At 33.2% G+C, this 20,187-nt stretch carries 21 protein-coding genes and 1 tRNA gene; 8 read left to right on the top strand and 14 right to left on the bottom strand.

The annotated features are described in order from the left end of the window. Positions 1-36: 36 nt before the first annotated feature. Positions 37-504 carry a Holliday junction resolvase RuvX gene (gene ruvX / locus HGO49_RS05070; RefSeq protein ID WP_026092696.1) on the top strand — a complete coding sequence of 156 codons (468 nt, stop codon included), beginning with the start codon at positions 37-39 and terminating at the stop codon, positions 502-504. 12 nt (positions 505-516) lie between these two features. Here the strand turns inward: ruvX and ruvC are convergent, their stop codons facing one another. The 13 genes from ruvC to pheS form a co-directional block, all read right to left on the bottom strand. Continuing rightward, on the bottom strand, positions 517-1,005 hold the full coding sequence (gene ruvC, locus HGO49_RS05065) for a crossover junction endodeoxyribonuclease RuvC (protein WP_017532470.1): 489 nt from the start codon (positions 1,003-1,005) through the stop codon (positions 517-519). Continuing rightward, a complete protein-coding gene (locus tag HGO49_RS05060; protein ID WP_026092695.1) occupies positions 1,006-1,833 on the bottom strand; it encodes a cytochrome c oxidase subunit 3 in 828 nt (275 codons plus the stop codon). A 47-nt stretch (positions 1,834-1,880) separates the two neighbouring features. Next, positions 1,881-2,540: a TenA family protein gene (locus HGO49_RS05055; RefSeq protein WP_017532468.1), complete on the bottom strand. Its 660-nt coding sequence runs from the start codon at positions 2,538-2,540 to the stop codon at positions 1,881-1,883. Between the two features lie 39 nt (positions 2,541-2,579). Next, on the bottom strand, positions 2,580-3,245 hold the full coding sequence (locus HGO49_RS05050) for a TenA family protein (protein WP_017532467.1): 666 nt from the start codon (positions 3,243-3,245) through the stop codon (positions 2,580-2,582). A 65-nt stretch (positions 3,246-3,310) separates the two neighbouring features. Next, complete coding sequence (gene metK / locus HGO49_RS05045) at positions 3,311-4,489, bottom strand: methionine adenosyltransferase (protein WP_017532466.1); 1,179 nt, start codon at positions 4,487-4,489, stop codon at positions 3,311-3,313. A 31-nt stretch (positions 4,490-4,520) separates the two neighbouring features. Further along, positions 4,521-4,597, bottom strand: a tRNA-Ile gene (locus HGO49_RS05040). A gap of 8 nt (positions 4,598-4,605) precedes the next feature. Continuing rightward, positions 4,606-4,875 (bottom strand): 50S ribosomal protein L27, encoded by a 270-nt coding sequence (gene rpmA / locus HGO49_RS05035; protein WP_017532465.1) that lies wholly within the window; start codon positions 4,873-4,875, stop codon positions 4,606-4,608. Between the two features lie 10 nt (positions 4,876-4,885). Then, a complete protein-coding gene (gene rplU / locus HGO49_RS05030; RefSeq protein ID WP_015588327.1) occupies positions 4,886-5,188 on the bottom strand; it encodes a 50S ribosomal protein L21 in 303 nt (100 codons plus the stop codon). 217 nt (positions 5,189-5,405) lie between these two features. Beyond that, positions 5,406-5,885 (bottom strand): outer membrane protein, encoded by a 480-nt coding sequence (locus HGO49_RS05025; protein ID WP_017532464.1) that lies wholly within the window; start codon positions 5,883-5,885, stop codon positions 5,406-5,408. Between the two features lie 235 nt (positions 5,886-6,120). Continuing rightward, positions 6,121-6,591: a P44/Msp2 family outer membrane protein gene (locus tag HGO49_RS05020; RefSeq protein WP_017532463.1), complete on the bottom strand. Its 471-nt coding sequence runs from the start codon at positions 6,589-6,591 to the stop codon at positions 6,121-6,123. 235 nt (positions 6,592-6,826) lie between these two features. Then, positions 6,827-7,387 carry a porin family protein gene (locus HGO49_RS05015; RefSeq protein ID WP_026092694.1) on the bottom strand — a complete coding sequence of 187 codons (561 nt, stop codon included), beginning with the start codon at positions 7,385-7,387 and terminating at the stop codon, positions 6,827-6,829. Between the two features lie 78 nt (positions 7,388-7,465). Next, on the bottom strand, positions 7,466-8,692 hold the full coding sequence (locus HGO49_RS05010; protein WP_017532461.1) for an NTP transferase domain-containing protein: 1,227 nt from the start codon (positions 8,690-8,692) through the stop codon (positions 7,466-7,468). Continuing rightward, positions 8,693-9,736 (bottom strand): phenylalanine--tRNA ligase subunit alpha, encoded by a 1,044-nt coding sequence (gene pheS, locus HGO49_RS05005; RefSeq protein ID WP_015588323.1) that lies wholly within the window; start codon positions 9,734-9,736, stop codon positions 8,693-8,695. It lies immediately after the preceding gene. A gap of 682 nt (positions 9,737-10,418) precedes the next feature. Here pheS and HGO49_RS05000 point away from each other — a divergent pair. The 3 genes from HGO49_RS05000 to HGO49_RS04990 are packed head-to-tail and all read left to right on the top strand — an operon-like array spanning position 10,419 to position 13,055. Then, on the top strand, positions 10,419-11,780 hold the full coding sequence (locus HGO49_RS05000; protein ID WP_017532460.1) for a hypothetical protein: 1,362 nt from the start codon (positions 10,419-10,421) through the stop codon (positions 11,778-11,780). 33 nt (positions 11,781-11,813) lie between these two features. After that, positions 11,814-12,410: a riboflavin synthase gene (locus HGO49_RS04995; protein WP_017532459.1), complete on the top strand. Its 597-nt coding sequence runs from the start codon at positions 11,814-11,816 to the stop codon at positions 12,408-12,410. A gap of 57 nt (positions 12,411-12,467) precedes the next feature. Continuing rightward, entirely contained in the window at positions 12,468-13,055 is a 588-nt protein-coding gene (locus HGO49_RS04990; protein ID WP_026092693.1) for a CvpA family protein, read from the top strand. Positions 13,056-13,186: 131 nt separating this feature from the next. On the opposite strand, the gene HGO49_RS04985 is transcribed toward HGO49_RS04990, so the two are convergent. After that, positions 13,187-14,512: a phosphomannomutase/phosphoglucomutase gene (locus HGO49_RS04985; protein WP_017532457.1), complete on the bottom strand. Its 1,326-nt coding sequence runs from the start codon at positions 14,510-14,512 to the stop codon at positions 13,187-13,189. Between the two features lie 129 nt (positions 14,513-14,641). Between HGO49_RS04985 and HGO49_RS04980 the strand changes: the two genes are divergently transcribed. From HGO49_RS04980 to HGO49_RS04965, 4 genes are all read left to right on the top strand, one after another. After that, complete coding sequence (locus HGO49_RS04980; RefSeq protein ID WP_017532456.1) at positions 14,642-16,705, top strand: hypothetical protein; 2,064 nt, start codon at positions 14,642-14,644, stop codon at positions 16,703-16,705. A 198-nt stretch (positions 16,706-16,903) separates the two neighbouring features. After that, entirely contained in the window at positions 16,904-18,469 is a 1,566-nt protein-coding gene (locus tag HGO49_RS04975) for an actin-bundling T4SS effector WalE1 family protein (RefSeq protein WP_172758378.1), read from the top strand. A 227-nt stretch (positions 18,470-18,696) separates the two neighbouring features. Then, positions 18,697-19,404, top strand: a complete 708-nt coding sequence (locus HGO49_RS04970) for a uroporphyrinogen-III synthase (RefSeq protein ID WP_017532453.1) — start codon at positions 18,697-18,699, stop codon at positions 19,402-19,404. Continuing rightward, entirely contained in the window at positions 19,404-20,186 is a 783-nt protein-coding gene (locus HGO49_RS04965) for an exodeoxyribonuclease III (protein ID WP_017532452.1), read from the top strand. Before HGO49_RS04970 ends, HGO49_RS04965 begins: the two co-directional genes overlap by 1 nt. Position 20,187 lies beyond the last annotated feature (1 nt).

Here is a 20,187-nt window from a genome sequence, read left to right as displayed (position 1 = left end):
AACAAATAACGATGTAAAAAACAAAAAATCTCATGAATGCTCTATAGAAACCTAGATGAATTTTTACAATCCATCCCAAAAGATAAGCGGTTAATGTGCCTTGATATGGGAGAAAAACAAATAGGCATAGCATTTAGTGATAAAACACAGCTTATAGCTACAGCTCATAGTATATATTATAGAAGAAATATGAGCAAAGATTTAGGTTATCTAAATAGAGTACTTAAAGAAAATGAAGCTGGATCAATGGTAATAGGGCTACCATTCACAATAGATGACCAAGAGACCGAATGGTGTAAAGCAATAATCCAATTTGCAAATAAAATAATAAAAAAATGTAAGATAAACATATATCTACAAGATGAAAGTTTATCAACATCTCTTGCAACTCATGCACTAAAAATTACTGAAATATCAATCACAAAATCAAAAAAAATAGATGATAAAATTGCCGCATGTATTATTCTGCAACGAACATTAGATAAGATAAACACCATCAAATGAATTCATGTAAAATTACTCGATCAAACAAGAACTTCTCGTATAAGCATGACAAATTGCTGTAGCAAGAGCGTCAGCAGCATGGTGACATTTTATATTTGAGTCTTTAACTACTTGCTTCACCATAAATATAATCTGATCCTTACCAGCATGACCATCTCCGGTAATGCTCTTTTTTATATAATTTGCATCATATTCATTCATGGTCAACTTCGTCATTTGTAATACCAAAATTGTAATTGCTCTTGCATATCCTAAAGTTAGTGAAGATTTTGGATTTTTATTAACAAAAATTTTCTCTACAGCAGCTTCATTTGGAGAATATAGAGAAATTACTTTCTTTAATTCTTTAAAAATTATATGTAGACGTTCACCTGTACCCAATTTACCATCAGTTGATATGGTACCACCACCCAAAAATTTAATACTATTTTTTTCTTTCAGGTTGATAATGGCCCAACCAGTTTTGCTTATTCCTGGATCTAGACCTATTATTTTAATCACTTAATAAACGCTGAGCCAATAAATAAACAGAAATAAAAATATCCAGACTAGATCGACAAAGTGCCAATACCAAGAAGCAAACTCAAAGCATAAGTGATCTTGAGGTGTAAATTGATCTTTTCGAGCTCTAAATAAACATACTGACAAAAATATTATACCTATTATAACATGCACACAATGAAAACCAGTAATCATGTAAAAGTTGGATGTATAAATAAGTTTTTCTCCTGTTTCTCGTAAAGAAAAACTTGCTTCATGATATTCGATTGCTTGCACTATTATAAAGAACATTCCAAGCAATATAGTTATAGACAGCATTTTAACCATGCTTTTTTTATCATTTTCAAGTAAAAAATGATGTGCTGAAGTAATTGTTGTACCAGAAAGCAATAATATTAGTGTATTCATAAATGGTAACGACCACGGATCCGGTGGTAAAATTCCCTCAGGAGGCCATTCAACTTTTTTTGTAGGAGAAAACGCTTCAAATAAAAAAACCGGATCAAGCCAGGCTTTAAAGAATGAACAAAAGAACGCTATAAAAAACACAACTTCCGAGAGGATAAACAAGTACATTGCAAGTTTGAATCCATGTTTTACAATGACAGTATGACATTTATCATAAACCGCCTCTCTTATTACATCTCTCCACCAATAAAATAGCACTCCTGATACCGCAGAGATTCCCAAAACTAAACCAAATATTCCAGAAATTTGTTTATGGAGTGCACCAACTAATCCAAGTGCAAGAACAAGAATTGCTGCTGATATAGCAATTGGCCAGGGACTTGGATCTACTAAATGAAAATCATGTTCTTTACTTTTCATATCATCTTCAAAAATACGTACCAAGCATACAAATTAGCTCAAAATTGTCAATATTTCTTAAAATCTTGATCAAATTTTGAAAAATTATATGCGCTATTCCAAAAGCCTAACTCAAATTGTGCAGTTATTTTAAATAATTCGAGCATTCTGGTTCTTTCACTTTCCCTTGCTTTGTTACAATATTCGTCAACAATATCTTCCAAAGCAACACATCCAGATTCCATCAAGCTACTGCCAAAAAAATCAAGCCAATCCTTATACCTATTATTTTTTTTAATTTTATTTCTCATATCATCAACAACAATTTTATATATGAAATGGCAAGAGTAAAGAACTGTTACAGCTTCATAAACATCGCTATATGAAGTAGACAAAAGAAAGTTAGTAAAATTGAAACACTCAAGCGACTTTTCTCCACGATTTATGGAGTATACAGTAAAGTAGTGGTCGTATAACACTCTCATAATCTCTATTCCTCCTTTAGCCACCCCAATCAATGGAACAATGTTATTACAACTCTCCATTTTTGATGCAATCATTAAAACAGTACGAACATAATCAGCTAAAAAGAATGCATCTTGTTGTATATAAAATTTGAAGTTTTCTATGTTTAAAGTATTATTTTCTAATTCAACATTGAAAGGATGCTCAATAATATCCTTTAAAAGATTTGACCCGTAATAGCCCTTAATTATACCACTGAACATCACATAAACTAGAATATAATTTAGTGTTAATACTACAGACTATGCTAGAGAATACATCTCATCCCAAAACAATATTTCTAGCTCTAGACCTCTCTTAAAAAACTCATGCATCCTTCTTTTTTCACAATTGCCAGCTTTCTCATAAAATTTATTCGTAACATTAGTAAACTCATCAATTGCAGCATTCATTGCTTTGCTATTGTAAATATTGATCCATCCTTCGTACTTGCTATTTTTAATCTCATCGGGTGTTACCTCACTCATCATATTATGTAGAATGATTTGGTATATGTTAAAGCAAGGGTAAGATGCTGATAAAGCTTCAGCAACAGAACTGTGATATGCAGCGCGCATGAAAAAGTCAGTAAAGGCAGAACAGGCTCTTGATTTTTTGTGATTATCAGATAAATCACAATCTCCAAAATGTTCTTTATATTGCCTCCGAACATCAAATGTTCCTCTTGCCACATTTATTAAGCTGCTCATTATTTCAATGTCATGAACTTTAGCTGCAATAATCAATAAAGCACGAGTACAGTCCACTAAATATAAAAAATCCTGCTGAAGATAAATTTTGAACTTTTCATAATCTAGCGTATTGTTTATCAATTCAACATTGAAAGGATGTTCTTTTATTTCTTCAATAAGATCAGATGATTCTTTTATAGCAATATCATAAAATTCTTCTTTCGGTTTGTTAGACATGTATGAACCTCACAAATATAAAAGCTAATTATGCTTTAATAATAAGTTATTATATCAATATCGAGTTATAAATCAAAGTTTAAAGAAATTCTCTTTTTGTCTTTCATATTGAATTCTCTACAAAAATCAGCAGATAAGTCCGTACGTTCCCAAGAAAATCCACCATCACCTTCCGAATCTTTACCAAAATGCCCATAGTAGGCTGTACGTTTATATATAGGACGATTAAGTGATAAATGTCTTATTATGCCTTTAGTTGATAAATCTATGTTATCTTCAATAAACCCTTTAATCCTCTCTTCATCTATTGTATTCGTGCCAAATGTATCGATGTAAAATGAAGTAGGTTTTGAGACACCAATTGCATAAGAAAGCTGTACAAGACAACGTTCAGCTAAACCTGCAAAGACAATATTTTTAGCAAGGTATCTAGCCATATAAGCTGCGGATCTATCAACTTTTGTTGCATCTTTTCCAGAAAACGCTCCTCCACCGTGTGGAATATAGCCTCCATAAGTATCAACCATAATTTTTCGTCCGGTTAATCCACAATCACCAACTGGTCCACCAATAACAAATCTACCTGTTGGATTGACTAAGAGATTTTCTTTGGGGCACATCCACCCTTCAGGTAAAGATGAAGCTATGTAAGGATAAATTATTTCCTTCACTTTCGATTGACTCAGATCCTCAAGATGCTGTATTGAAACAACAATACTTTCAGCACGCACTGGAAGGTTATTCTCATACGCCAAAGTGATTTGCGATTTTGCATCCGGACCAAGCTTTACCTCTTTGACCATACTCATGATATTTCTCAGAATCGAGTGTGCATAAAAAATAGGTGCTGGCATGAGGCTTTCTGTCTCTATTGTTGCATAGCCATACATTATGCCCTGATCCCCAGCACCTTGATCCACACCTATTGCAATGTCATTTGATTGTTCATGTAGTAATATATTTACTTTCACTGTTTCCCAGTGGAAACCATCATGCTCATAACCAATATCTTTTATTGTATTCCGTACAATACTTTCAATCTTGCTATTTTCAATGTTCGGCCCAAATACTTCCCCAGCTATAATAACATTATCTTTAGTAACTAAAGTCTCTATTGCAGTACGAGAGGAAGAGTCATTAAAAAGGTATTCGTCAAGTATTGCATCTGAAATCTGGTCTGCTACTTTGTCCGGATGACCGGCTGCTACTGATTCACTGGTTACTGAATTCTTGTGTAAAACCATCACTTAGTTACAAAACTATTGCAAATTTAAATGGTGGGTCTGGGAAGAGTTGAACCTCCGACCTCACGCTTATCAGGCGTGCGCTCTAACCACCTGAGCTACAGACCCGTATCTATTCAAGCCAAGGCTTGCATATTATCTGTAGGCACAACATCAATAAACGTCTTTTTATTTGCTGATTTTCTAAAACTCACCCAGCCTTTCGTTTTAGCAAAAATCGTATGATCTTTACCCATACCAACATTCTTTCCAGGATGAAATTTTGTACCTCTTTGACGTACAATTATGTTACCTGGAATAACCTCACCATTCTTCTTTATCCCGAGCCGACGCCCTGCCGAATCTCTACCATTACAGGAACTACCACCTGATTTTTTAGTTGCCATATCTTACCTCTTACTTTTGAAGACTAATTTCATTGATACGAAGAACAGTAATATACTGCCTATGACCATTTTTCCTACGGTAATTTTTTCTTCTCTTTTTCTTAAAGATTATAATTTTTTTATCTCTACACTGCTCTAGTACTTCAGCTTTAACAACAGCATTAGATGAACAAGATAAGCCATTACTTGAAACACAAATCACTTTATTGATTTCCACTTCCTCTTTTTCTTCAGCTTGTAATCTTTCTACTTTAATTATGCTGCCTTTTTTTACTAAATACTGCTTTCCACCAGTTTCGATTACTGCAAACATGACAAATATCAATTATTGTTATTAACAGTAATCGTAAATGATGTTACACATACTGTCAATATAAATAAAAACATGAAATACTTCTACCTTTATCTGCTTTTCCTTGTGGAGAGTAGTCAAGTTTTAAACTTGACTACTCTCAAATTCTCTTAGTATCATGAAAACTTTACGACGTTAATAAAAACTCAAGCTTTCACTAAAAACATTCAATCGGAGCTTATAAATTAAAACTCATTCCAAGTTCAAACCCGTGAGAAAAATTACTGAACTTGTGAAGTTTATAGCCAGCGAAAACATTCGTTCTCTCAGAAAGTGGAAGATTAATACCAGAACCTATCTGGTAAGAAAAAAACTTTTTTACGTCTAGCTCTTGACTTTGCGGTGCTGTTTGAGATACTTTAGCTCCACCTCCTACACCAAAAGTAACATAAGGGGTAATATCCGTATTTTCAAATTGATGATGATAATGAAGCTTTGCCATGAATCCTAGCTCTGCCAAAGATCCTCCAAACAAAACAGATTTGACTACAGGACCAGCTGAAATTTTTATGCTATCTGTATAATGATAGCCAAGCTCATAATTAACACCAAGATTGCCATATGATGACGAAGTATAGATTTTATCTCTAATCCAATCAACTCCAAAAGACGGTGCTGACAAAGAACAGCAGACTACTAAAGTAAGTAATTTTTTCATTTTCACCCTCTAACCATGAATATATGCATATATACTCACAGAAAAGTTAAAAATCACATAACTTACATAATAAAATCGGAATCACTTTCTTAGCTACTTGCCTTTCTCTTGCAATTGCCAAACTTTTCTTTTTCACATTTTATTACCTACTGCAATCATCATTTTAGCCTATATAACTTGCTTTTATTTCAACAAAAATTCAAACCAGACTTCACTAAAAACATTCAATCGTAGCTTACAAATTAAAACTCATTCCAAATTCAACCCCATGCGAAAGTTCATGGAACTTCTGCAGCTTGTAGCCAGCAAAAACACTGGTTCTCTCAGAAAGTGGAAGATTAATACCAGAACCTATCTGGTAGGAAAAAAATTCTTCTACGTCTGGCCCTTGATTTTCTGAAAGAGGAATTTTAGCAACTCCTCCTACACCAAAAGTAACATAAGGAGTAATATCTGTATTTTCAAATTTATAATGATAATGAAGCTTTGTCATAAGTCCCGCGTCTAAAATCCCTTCACTCATAACAAGTTTAACTGCAGGACCAAATGAAATTTTAATGCTATCTGTACAATGATAGCCAAGATCATAATTAATACCAAGCATGCCATACGACGAAGAGGTGTAGGTTCTATCTTTAACCCAATCAACTCCAAAAGACGGTGCTGACAAAGAACAGCAAGCCAACAAAGTAAGTAACTTTTTCATTTTTATCCTCCAAAGATTAATATATGCATATACAAGCATATAAATATTAAAAATAGTATAAATTGCAAGTAAAAAATTGGAATTATTTTATTTTTTTTGTTATTTGTCTTTCTCTTGCAATTGCAAATTGGCATATCTTTCACTATCTGCTGCAATCAGCATTTGAGTCTACATCACTTACTTTCGCTTCAATATAATTTCCCACTAGCCTTTACTAAAAATATTCAATCAGAGTTCATAAATTAAAACTCACTCCTAGCTCAATTCCATGGAAAATTTTATGAAACCTTTGCAATTTGTAGCCAGCAAAAACACTTGTTCTTTCAGAAAGTGGAAGATTAATACCAGAACCTATTTGATAAGAAAAAAATTTATCATTGACTATAGTTTCAAAAATCTCTCCCAGTAGAAGACTTATGTTTTCATCTACATTATCAGCTCTACTTATTCTAGGTTTAGCCTTCATTGTACGAACTATAACAGTACCAACACCAGCAGTAATATAAGGAGTAATATCCGTACCTTCAAATTTATGATGATAATGAAGCTTTGCCATAAGCCCCATAACTCCTCCAAATTCTTCATCAAGAGTAGGTCTGATTAGAGAATTAATAATAGGTTTGATTATATAGCCAACTGAAATTTTAGTGCTATCTGTATAGTGAAAACCAACGTCATAATTAACACCAAGTCGGCTATATGACAAAGAAGTATAAATTCTATCTTTAATCCAATCAACTCCAAAAGACGGTACTGACAGGAAACAACAGACCACCAAAATCAGCAACTTTTTCATTTTTAACATGTATATTGATATACATGTATACTAATGCATATATTAAAAATAACATAATCCGCGTAATAAAAATTAGAGTTATTTTATTTTCTTAGTTATTTGCCTTTCTCTTGCAATTGCCAGACTTTTCTCTGGCACATCCTCTACTATAACGCTACCTGCTGCAACTAGAGAGTCATCATGAACATTAAGCGGTGCAATTAATGAGCTATTAGCACCAATAAAACAATTTCTTCCAATATTTGTTTTATGTTTCTTTTTCCCATCATAATTACAAATAACGGTACCTGCACCTATGTTACTCCCCTGCCCTACCTGAGTATTTCCTATATAACTTAAATGCTTTATCTTAGTATTTATACCTATATCACTTGCTTTTGTTTCAACAAAATTACCTATGATTGCACCATCACCTATTGTTGTATTTTCACATTTGGCAAATGGACCAACTTGAGCACCAGATCCTATTTTTACTCCAGGACCAAAAAAAACGTATGGGTAAACAATCGAATCCATACCAATTTGCGTATCAAGAGAGAAGAAAACAGTTTCTGGAGCAACAAGCGTTACTCCAGAGTTAGTGAAAAACTTTCTTTTTTCTTCTTGAAAGTAAAACTCGGCCGTTGCAAGGTCATTCCTATTATTTATGCCAGTTGCCTCCTCCTCATCAGCAATAACATAGCCGACATTTAAATTACTCTTTACTGCAATGGCAACGATATCGGTCAAGTAATATTCATGAGCTTGGTTATTACACTCTATTTTCTCCACCAATTCACGTAGATTCTTTTCACGTGCAACCATTATTCCGGCATTAGCAAAATCATTATTTCTACCATTTTGTGCTTCTACGATTTCTTTTAGGGAACCGTTCTCAATAATTAGTCTACCGTATCCTTTATTATCAGTTTTAAACCCAAGACAAACTAAAGCATTGCTCTCTCCTAAGCAGCTTATCATTTTAGTTATTGTGCTGCTTTTTATCAGCGGAGTATCTCCATACTGCACAACAACTATGTCTGATAATTCTTTCAGGTTTCTCATTGCAATTTTGACTGCATCTCCCGTGCCGAGCGTTGACTCTTGTGTAATTAATTTTATATCCTCAAAGCACTTTAGTCTTTCAATTAAAGGCTGATCAACTACAACAGCAATATTTTCAGGATTTAACTGCTTCGCATTGTAAATGACGTGCTCAAGCATGGAGAAATTACCTATTTTGTGCAGAACCTTAGGCAAGCTTGAATTCATTCGTTTACCATGCCCAGCAGCAAGTACAACAAATGTATAAGATTTATTTGTCACTTATCTTAAAGACGAAAAATGAAAACCATAATGGTTGAGCCAACTAACTCTATTGTCGTAAAAGCTCCTTAGATCACTAATTTGATATTTCAGCATTGCTAGCCTTTCTATACCAATCCCAAATGCAAAGCCACTGTATTTAGTATGGTCTATTCCAACATTTTTAAAGACATTTGGGTGTACCATACCGCACCCAAGTACTTCAATCCATTTACTATCTTTATAACTTATGTCCACTTCTGCAGAAGGCTCAGTAAAAGGAAAAAAACTATTACGAAAGCGTATTTTTAGACCTTTATCTCCGAAAAATTTACTAAGGAAGCGATGAATAGTAAATTTTAATTGGCCCATATTGACATTTTCATTAACATAAAGCCCTTCTATCTGATGAAACATAGGAGTGTGAGTTGCATCAAAGTCATTTCTATATACCCTGCCTGCAGCCACTATTTTAATTGGAAAAGTTTTTGTCTTTTCCATGGTTCTAATCTGCACAGATGAGGTATGAGTGCGCAGCACCATTCTTTTATCGTTTATTTTATTCTTTAAGTAGAAGGTATCTTGCTCCTCTCGCGCAGGATGATGACTTGGAGTATTTAGCGCATCAAACACGTGAAATTCATCTTCAATATCAGGACCATCAACTGCTTTGAAACCCATATGTGCAAAAATGAGCTTTACTTCACTTATAACTTTGCTCAATGGATGAATCTTGCCAATTCTTTCTGGTCTGACAGGCAGTGTGATATCAACTGCTTCATTTTGCAGTTTTAACTTAACTTCTTTATCTTTTAGTTCATTTTCTTTGCTTGTTATAAGCTGGTCTATCTTATTGCGTAAAACATTAATCACTGCACCTAGGTCGCGTTTTTCTCCTGCATCATCTATATTCTTTAAGTCATCGAAATAAGCTTTTACTACACCCTTTCTCCCCAAGTATGACAACCTAACTTTTTCTAAATCCTGCAAAGAAGCAGCATTTTCAATTTCAGAAACTGCCTTATCTTCAAGTAAAGGTATTTCACTTATTAGCTCTTTGTTCACCTTAAAAACGCCAGCTTAAATTTTTATTATAGTGAAATCTTTAATATCATCAATAAAACTATTTGAATAAAAAGTTGTCATCAGAGTAGCTGATCTCTATGATTGGTATCATTAAAATTGCCCCTATCCGAGTGTTTCCTTCTTCTGTCATTCCAGTGCTCCGACACTGGAATCCAGCCTTTACTTAACAATAAAAACTTAGCATAACTTTCGTGCTCAAAAAATTCCTGAATTCCAGCATCAAGTGCTATCTCTATAGGACTACTAACTAATCCAGAATATTAAAAAATTCACCAAGCGAAAAAAAGGCAAAAGAATCCCCCAGTAGTGAGTTTTGACCCTATAATAATGTAAATCGGCATTGTAATAATGTGCTAACGCTTATTTAAAGCGCGTTTTGGCTGAATGTAGAAAAAATAAAAAAGACATGCAGCCGCTATAATTTTATGTAATCTGCCAATATATACCTGAGTTTTTTACTGAATTTTGTTGTTAAATCTGCAGAGATTAAAAACAAGGATAAACACTCTTATTGTCATGATAAGAAGATTGATGAGATTTGTAAAGTAACTTTTTCTGCTCTTATTGAATCCAACACGCCGCTGTTATGCAAGGGTGCTATAATTATTAATTTATTGACTAATGATGTTTTTTATTTCACTCTACATTAAAAAATTTACTCATGCATAGTAGTAACATAGAAACTAAGAAAAAATACGAAATTGAGGATTTACCTAAGTTTTTTAAGGATAGATCTAAAGAAATAAGTAAAGCATTTTCTAATGAAGTGCTGGAGATTAGCACCATTCGCTCAAAAAATATTACAAGTGATACGCAAGAGTTTTCATTTAAGCTCAAGCTGCTAACAGAGGTAAACCATAATACAATATTACCTCAAATAAAACATTTAATTGACTTTTTTAAAATCTGCCTTTCTCAGGAGAAAAACTTCACAGCCAATATAAAAGTACCAAAAGAAAGTGAAGAATTACACAACAACTACCATAAAGCTAATAAAACTGTAGAAGAATTCATAAGTAATGCTCCAATTCAAATCCTCCTGCAGGGCATAACGATAACGCTACAAACAAACGTTAAAAACATCAACCTCGATGGCTTACAACAAATCGAGATATTCTTGAATGAGCAGCTAAAACATGCAGAAAAAGCTAAAAATGAGGATACTACAAGAAATTTAGTGTCTCAAGAAATAGAGCGGGATATAGGTCAAACTAGGTCACACACAGATTATTTTAAGGCTAATAGAAAAAAGAAATCCAAAAAGCAGGCTAAAGAATTATTGCAAGAAGAAAAACAATCAATCATAAAACAAGTTCAACTTGATGCTAGAGTAGCTATGATAGATAATTTTGCTGAGCACAAGGGAAAAAAACTTGATGAAATATTCGTAGAAGTAATAAGTGAATATAAAAATCAAGATTCAGATGCATTTTACAATATTTTCAACTCAGTGTTTAATATTATTTATTTCCAAGATAAACAACTACATGAAATATTAGAGCCGAATGAGATATCAGAAGTGCTAAAGGTACTCAAAAGGCCACAACCTCCTAATAACTCACTTCTAGGTAAAGAATACTTACAAAAGCAAGTATATAGAAAAAAAGTGCAATTACTCAAATTAGTTTCAGGCCAACCTTCTCCACAGCCTAAAAATGTTTCTCATGAAATTTTACCAAGCAAAGCTGTAGACCCTTTACTGGAAATAAATAAACCCACCGATATTACTTTAAAATCATCATTAAAAACTGTATTTTCCTCGAAAGAAACTTATTTTTGTCTATTTTTAGTAGCAGCTTCTATATCAGCACTCTGCCTATGGCACTTGCCGCTGGGAAAAGTGTCAATTTTAAAGGAATTGGTGCCAACAGAAAAAAGGGAAAGTATCGTTCTAACATTAAACATAGGGTTACCAATATTAATTACACTGTGCGTTTTGAACCTGGCTTACTTTCTATACTCTGAATATTCTGTAGAATCTATTGAGCAGACAAGTAAAAAAGTTTGCGCACCTAACAAATAAGATCTTTCGTGATATAATTATTTATTTTATTGCATGTTTAAAGGAATTATCAAAGATATTGGCACTATAACTGATATCACTATCCACCCTAACTCTGATCAAATCTTCCATATTGAGACACAAAATTTATCCTCTATAAACAAAGGAGATTCAATAGCCTGCTCCGGAGTGTGTTTAACTGTTGTCGACATAATGAACGATGTATTCATAGTTCAAGTATCTCAAGAAACTATGAAGGTTTCTAACTTAAATATGTGGAAAATAGGAAAAAAAATAAACCTAGAACAAGCAATGAAACTGAGTGACAGAATTGACGGCCATTTGGTTCAGGGTCATGTAGATGACACAGCAGAAATTTTAACAATTAATCAAAATTCAGAATCTCATGAAATCAGACTATCATGCTCACAAGAATTAATTAAATTTGTTGCAAAAAAAGGTTCTGTAACGCTAGATGGAGTTTCCCTTACAGTAAATTCAGTTGTCGATCAAGAATTCACTGTGAATATCATTCCCTATACGTGGAAAAACACAACTTTTCAGCATAATAAAACAGGTAATTACCTAAATTTAGAAGTTGATATGATTGCTCGGTACTTAGATCAGCTGATAAAATATCAACACAATTAATTTTACAACTTTACTATTTACAATTATTATATTTTGAAAATCATATAGATACAAAATATGTTTTTCGATAGCCTAATTATCTTTATTATTGTCTTGTGTGTAATAATATCGATAACTAGAGGTTTTATAAAAGAGCTATGTGCATTAATGTTCTTGCTCTTATCAGTCTTTTTGACAGCTAGTTACTATGATTTTTTTATTATAAATTATAGTAAGTATTTTGACTCTAAAGTTACACAAAACATACTTTCTATAATCTCTGTATTTACCATACTTAATCTTACATTCATGACAATGAATAACTGGCTAATGTACATATTATCACCTATAAGGTTGGGATTAATGGATAGAGTTACTGGAATCTTTGTTGGAGCACTCAGAGGAATATTGCTTTCTTATGTACTATTTTTTGCTGTGCACTTATATTGCCACACAGTATATGATAAAAAAGAGGGAGAGTCTAAAGTAGAAGCAGAAGACATATTGCCCAATTGGATAATAAATTCACACTCTTATCAGGCTTTATTTGTGACAACAGAAGAAGTAATTAACATGTATGTACCAGAGTCATTGATACTAAAAATAAAAGAGATCGGTGAGGAAATGGTTGATCAAGAAAAATCTCAAAACAATAAAGAAAAGTGAGTGTTCATTTTCTATAGCTAAATTAGCTTAGACAGCTATTATCCACAGCAATTCGCCATAGGTTACCAATTCCTATGACTAATCAAACAAAACTGCAAACATTGACGAATAAGTAAACCATCAAAAAAAATTTAAATGTATAATTTTAGTTCATCAATGTAATAAAACAAAACTTTTTTAGTGAGTTCAAAATCTTCTAAGGTATTTCCTTCACATCTTGCTGTAATGCAGTTTTGCGTATTTGATACTCTAAGAAGCCACCAACCTTTATTATCGGTTACCTTAATACCATCAAGCTCTGAAAATACAATATTTTTCTGCTTTAGCGTCTCCTTTACTGACTCAATTATTTGAAATTTTTTCTCATCCTTCACTACAATTTTCACTTCATGAGTGATATATAACTTTGGTAAATCTTCAATCATCTCAGATAGGCTTTGGTTTTTCTTAAGTAAAATGTTAATGACTTTAACAGCAGAATATAGTCCATCATCGAAGCCCAGTTCAGAGAAGAAAAAATGTCCACTCAGTTCACCGGCAAACTTTGCCTCCTCTTTTACCATCTTTTTCTTAACTAGTGAGTGTCCAGTGGCACAGGTAATTACTTGCCCCCCTAATTTGCTAACGAAATCATGCACTTTCATACTCATTTTTACGTTGGCAATAACTTTGCTTTTTGGGTGTTCCGCCAATACTTCACGTGCAAAAATCATAAACAAGTGATCATTGGAAACAACATTACCTTTATTATCAATCAAGCGTACCCTATCACCATCACCATCAAGTGCAATACCAAGATCACATTTATCTTTCTTGACAATATCTATTAACTGAGCAAGATTTTTCTCTTCTATGGGATCTGGGTCATGCAGTGGAAACGTTCCATCTATAAAGCTATTGGTTAAGATGTGTATATGATCTGGTAAAATCTTTTCAATATACCTTACAATTGTTGGGCTATTGCCAAAATCCCAAGCTATTTTTAGTTTTTGTGTAGCGTTATTCTTGAGCGCATTTTTTAATATGTTAACGTACTCACTATATATATTCGTGTTAATTAAGCTTCCAATTTTCGTGCTGTTTTTAATTGTACTGCCTATAATTTCCTTCATTTCTTGATCTGAGTAAACTTTTTTACTACTGAAAAATTTAAAGCCGTTATATTCTCTGGGATTATGAGAAGCAGTGATCATAATCCCAAGATCTGCCTGCATTGTTGCAGCGTAGAGCATAGGTGAAGAACAGAGCCCAACTCGTATAACATTCGCACCGGATAAAATCAAGCCTCTGATTAATTCTTTTTCTATGCTTGGTGAATCTATCCTGCTGTCATAGCCTACACAAACGTTAGCTGCAGTTTGACCGAATTTTCTACCTATTTCATACCCATCACTGATTTGCAGGTCTCTGCCTACCACACCTCTAATATCGTATTTTCTTATAATAGTATTGTCCATACTGCACTTCTTGGAGTGGTTAATATATAACATTCCCGCCAAATACTCAAGTTTATTTAACTATAAGATTAGTTGATTTTTTAAGAAAATATGCTAATATTATAATATAGTTCTCTAAAAATAGAAATTATGCTAAAAGAAAACTTATTTATAGCTGAAAATCAAGGTTTAGATGTAGATGAGCAAAAGAAAAATAATATTTTAAGTTTCATTGAACCTTGCAACGATTTTCAGGATTTTATCAGAAAACTAGAAGAAGAAAATTTAATCTGGTACTTTATTGGTCCTTTACACAAAGATGAGAACATTAAAGAACAGGTAAGTTCAAAGTGGAAAGAGGAGTTTCAAAAGTTTGAGCAATCAATAAATGCAACACATAAAAAATTCGCAGAATCTCTACCAAGTGAAAATTTCTTAGTATATACAACACAAGATAATGAATTTCAAATTAGATTTGAAAATAAAGAAAAACCAATAGAGATTAGCACCCTTTTAAGAGCCAGTGACGAAGGCAAGGTTTATAACCTATCTTTAGGGAAAGATAGTCAAATAACTGCAACCAAAAAAGGCAGCAAAAGGCACTATTATTTTACTGGTTCAAGCTCATGTGAGATGACCATTAACTGGCAAGCTAAGGATTCTAAAGGCAATAGCATAGATTGTAGCATGACTGTAGAAGTAAATTCTAAGGGCATAAAAAGAGTGATTGATGAACCAAAATTTGGAGAAATAACTGACCCAGAAGAGGTATTAAAATTAGTTGAGCAGAATAAAGAAGTTTTTATCAATGGCAAAACTCTGCATCAAGCTTTCACTGACATGGGCAAAAGTGTGAACAATCAGCAAACACCAGCAGAGGAAACATTTACAAAAAATTCACTGCAGTCACCTATACCAAGTAGCAGTGGATATTCTTCTCTTAATACACCTTCTTCACGCAGAAGTTCTTTGTCTATTAGTAGTGAATTTAATGGTGAAGATGAAATATTTGAGAGTGATAAGTTTAGTGATGAAGAAAAGCATAAACAAGAAGATGGATTAGAAGAGAAAGTAGCGGAATTAGAAAAAGAAAACACATATCTCAAGAAGAAAAATGCAGAGTTAAAAAGCATTAATACAGGGATAACAGGAGAAAGTGATGAGGAACTAAGTAAATTAACCAAGGAAAATCAAGATTTGGAAAAAGAAGTTATAAGACTTAAAGATGAATTGAAAAGAAAGGAAAAAGAGTTAGCTGAAAAGGATAAAGACATAGAGCGATTAGAACAAAAAGTAACTGTACTAGAACAAAGTCAAAAAGATAAAAATGCTAGAATAACAGATTTAACTGATCAATTGAAAGATAAAGAAAGTGAGATTCAATCAACAAATAGAATAAATGAGGAACTACAGAAAAAATTGGATCAAGGTGAGACTGAACTAAGTAAGTTGAAAGAAGAAAACACAGAGCTGATAAATATTACAAAAAGAATACCGAAAACAGATAATAATGAAAAGCTGTTGGTAGAAGAATTGAAGGAAAAAATCGATAATTTGGTTAAAGAATTAAATGAAGTAAAAATAAAAAACAAAGATTTAGAGGGGGAAAAAGAATATTTAGAGAGGAAAAACGAAGATTTAGAAAGGAAAATTCAACAACTTGAATCTGGAAAATCACTTGCAGATGAGATGAGTGAGGTAAATACGAATGAGGAAATAGATAAGCTTAAACAACAGTTTAAGGCAAAGGAGGGTATGTTACAAGAAGAGCTGAAGTCTGTTAAAGAAGCTCTAGAGAAATTGCAGGACATATTACAGCAGGAAAAAGATCTGGCAGCTATCTCAACTCAAACTGAAGTTGAATATGAAAGTAGAGGAATCCAGGCAAATACTCAAGAAATTATAGTTCCTAAAACACAAGACCAAGGTACAAATGCAGGGATTGATGCATCATCTTCAACAGATCAAAAAGAGTCTAAGAAAGAGGAAGATCAAATAAATAGAACGAAATCTGTGAATAATCTTGTTCCAGTTGATCCACCATCTTTCACAGATCAAAAAGAGAAAAATCGAACAAACAGACCAGAAAACATTATGGATTGGCCTACTCCAATTCCATGCGATGGACTGGGGGCAGATCCAGCAAAGCCGACTAAGGTCTTATTAGATCCAAAATCAACCCCTGCTAAGGGTTCAGAAAAATCTATTTCTTGAAAAGGATAAGTTTTGCTTCAACTATAGCCAGTCCAAACGAGATATTATATTGCAATAATCACTAATTTTCTGTGCTTTCAAAAAAACACATCAAGTAAAATCATTTGAGAGTAAGTGGACATTGTTAGATGAATTAACCCTAACTTAAGAATCAGATATATACAATATTAGTATGTTTAATTAATAGTGAGGTTTAAAATGTTATCTAGTGAAAAAAACTCTTCAAATTTTGTTGAAACTAATCAAGATGATCTTGATTTGAGTAAAATGATGCAAGATCCATCAAATGCAGAGCTTATTGATAATCCACAGGCTCAACAAAAAAAACTTTCTGGATTATTAGCACAGTCAATAAAAGGTTTCTCTACGTGGTCTACAGGAAAACAGGCTCTTGTAGTAGGTACAGCAAGTGGATTATTTGCAGCAGTGCTACCACTTTTGGCAGTTGGTGCAACGCTTGCTATACCAGGTGCTATAGTTGGTCTTACTTTATTTTTCGCTGCGAAAGTTGCTGTAAAAGCAGTTCAATCTGGATATAAAGGGCTCAAATGGTCAGCAGAAAAAACAGTTGAAGGAGCGAAGCATATTGGCGGAAAAATCAAAGATGGTGCTGTATATGCCAAGAATTCGGTAAAAGAAACTGCAAGTTCTGTAAAACAGGCAACACAAGAGAGAGCTAGCTCTACATTAAGAAAAATGGGGGATAACATTCAAAACCTTGGAAGGAAGATGAGTGATAATGGTGCAAGCATGTCTAGTTTAGATGGCATCGCATATTCAATAGGTAATGAAGATCAAACTGTTATTTTGCAAACAAAAGAAAAAACGAGAAGTTTTAATAGTGTAAAGGAAATGTTTGTCAAGGAAGTTTTTGAAGACAAAGGTGTGAATAGCTCTGCTTTAACTAGGAAAATATTTTCTAAGCTGGGGGAAAAAATATTAGACAAAGCTTATTCTGTTGATGGTCAACACAGTGCCAAAAAGGACCAGTTGATCAACCGATTGAAGCAGCAAATAGATTTTATCAATAAATTAGATGCTAAGAAGTTGCAACATTTGTTAGCTAAAGATAATAGCAGCCTATATGAAATTTTTTCTGAATATCATGATGAGATTAAGGAAATTATTAAAGAATACAAGGAAGAGCATACTCGTTTTAATACTTTAGAAAGGCTTAATAAGTCAGCAAAAAGGCATAAAGCAAGTTCTATGAATTCATTGGAAAATAGCTTATTAGGAAGTAGTTCAATGAATTCTTTAAGTAGTTACAGCACTACTAGCAGCGAAGCGGAGTTGTTAAACCCTAGTGAGCACAAGGAAGTAAAAGCACCTACTTCACTCTTTGGTAGGATGTTCTCGTCAAAAGGTAGCAAAAAGCCAGAGGAAGTTACTTGCACAGGATATAAAAGGATTTCTGAGAATGAGGTGACATTAGCAGAGATAGGAAATAGCCGTTTTTATGTTGCTCCGGAGAACCCGTCAAGAAGAAATTCAACGGGTTCTTTAAGCACTGACAGTACTGCTACTGTTCCTAGTTCAAACATCCTTACTTCGAACACTAGATTAACGTGCAGTAAATCTTTTGATAGTGGAATAGATTCATCTGGTTCTTCTACACCACAAGAACAATCTCCTTGTGTAAAAGCATTGGTAGAAAAATTCAATAAATCACCACTGAAATTTACAGGAGGGGCACAGCCTTCTTCAGCAATAACTGTTAACAATGGAGTAGAGCAGCAAGCTTCAAAAATAAATGGAAAGTAAACAAAATTACCCACTTTCTTCAAAAGGATGTTACTCAATGAGTAACATCCTTTTTCCATTTGATCAAAACGTTCGCTTATTTAATATCAATTTTCTAGCACTAGGCCAATTTATGGAGTTTCTCTTGCCTTTTTCATAGGTTATGCAAGAAACTTAAAAAATAAAAGTTTTTATTCAATAATTTGTGTATAAGGGATATTATTTTACTGCTAGTGAAATAAACCAGAATGAAGTCTATTTTATTGACAAGGCCTTTATTAGATTCGTTGAGCACAAGAAGCACGCTAAAAAAATATGGATACAAAGTTTTTATAGAGCCAGTATTCACAATAAAGTACTTAAATCCTGATATATCTACGTATGAATTTGACGTTGTGATATCTACAAGTAAAAACAGTGTGAAGGCTTTCAGTCAAATATGCAAAGAGGATGGCTTTCCAATTATTACGGTTGGTAATTCAACTATGCAGGCTGCAAAAAATTTGGGATTTTCCGATATAATCTCAGCAGACAGCAACGTTGATGGTCTGATATCATTCATAAAATCTCATTATTCAAATGCAATAAAGTTCTTATATATAAGGGGACAAGAAGTATCATGTGACCTAAAAAAGAGATTATCTGAAGAAGGTTTTAACGTAAGAGAAGTTGTACTCTATAAAACAATTACTAAAAGGAGTCTAACTAATAGGTGTAAAAATTTACTATTGGACGGTAAAATTGATAGCGTTGCTTTTTTTTCCTCACAAACTGCAAGGGTATTTTGTTCATTAGTTCTAAAAAGTGGGCTATCTCCTGTGATGAATAATACAGTTGCATATACCATGAGTAAAAACATTGCTGATAGTTTAAAGTTAATCAAGTGGAAAAAAATTATAACATCGAGGTTGCCTACAGGGGAGAGTTTAATTGATATAATTAATAAGGATTGTTGATGCTAAAGATTGCAACTTGGAATGTAAACTCCATACGTAAAAGAATTAACCAACTTTGTAGTTTTATAGTTGATAGTCAGATAGATATAGTTTTGCTGCAAGAGATAAAATGTACAGAAGAGCAATTTCCTTATGCAGAGATAGAAGAATTAGGATATGAATATGCTGTCTATGGACAGGTTGCAAGAAATGGTGTTTGTGTTTTATCTAAATATCCAATACTGGAGAAGTTTAAAATTGATATTGTAGAGAGTCATCAAGAAGCACGTTATATAGAGTGTGTGATAAAACACACCAATAATAAGGTAAGGGTAGGAAGTGTATACGTTCCAAACGGTCAAAGCCCAGACTCTCATACTTTTGAGTATAAACTCAAGTTTTTTGATAACCTATATGAAAGGATGGGCACTTTGTTGAAAAATGAAGAGTTAACTATTATAGCTGGCGATTATAATGTTGCACTGGATGAAATTGATGTTTTTGATTCAAATTTATTAAATGGCCAAGTGTGCTTTCATATAAAAGAGCGTGAGAAATTAAGAGCGATCTTGAATCTTGGTTTTAAAGATGCATTTAGAATATCTCACCTCAACTTACAACAATTCACTTGGTGGCATTATCAAGGTAATTCACTCAGAAACAATCAAGGAATGCGAATAGATCATATGCTGCTATCGCCACAAGCTGCAGATAAATTGGAAACATGTTACATAGATGATAGGTTGCGTAAACTAGAAAACCCATCTGATCATACTCCTGTTGTATGTGTTATAAAACAATAAA

This window comes from Wolbachia endosymbiont of Diaphorina citri, assembly GCF_013096535.2.
Taxonomy (GTDB): Bacteria; Pseudomonadota; Alphaproteobacteria; order Rickettsiales; family Anaplasmataceae; genus Wolbachia.
Note: the sequence above shows the minus strand (reverse complement) of the source record. Positions and strands in the feature narration are given on the sequence as shown.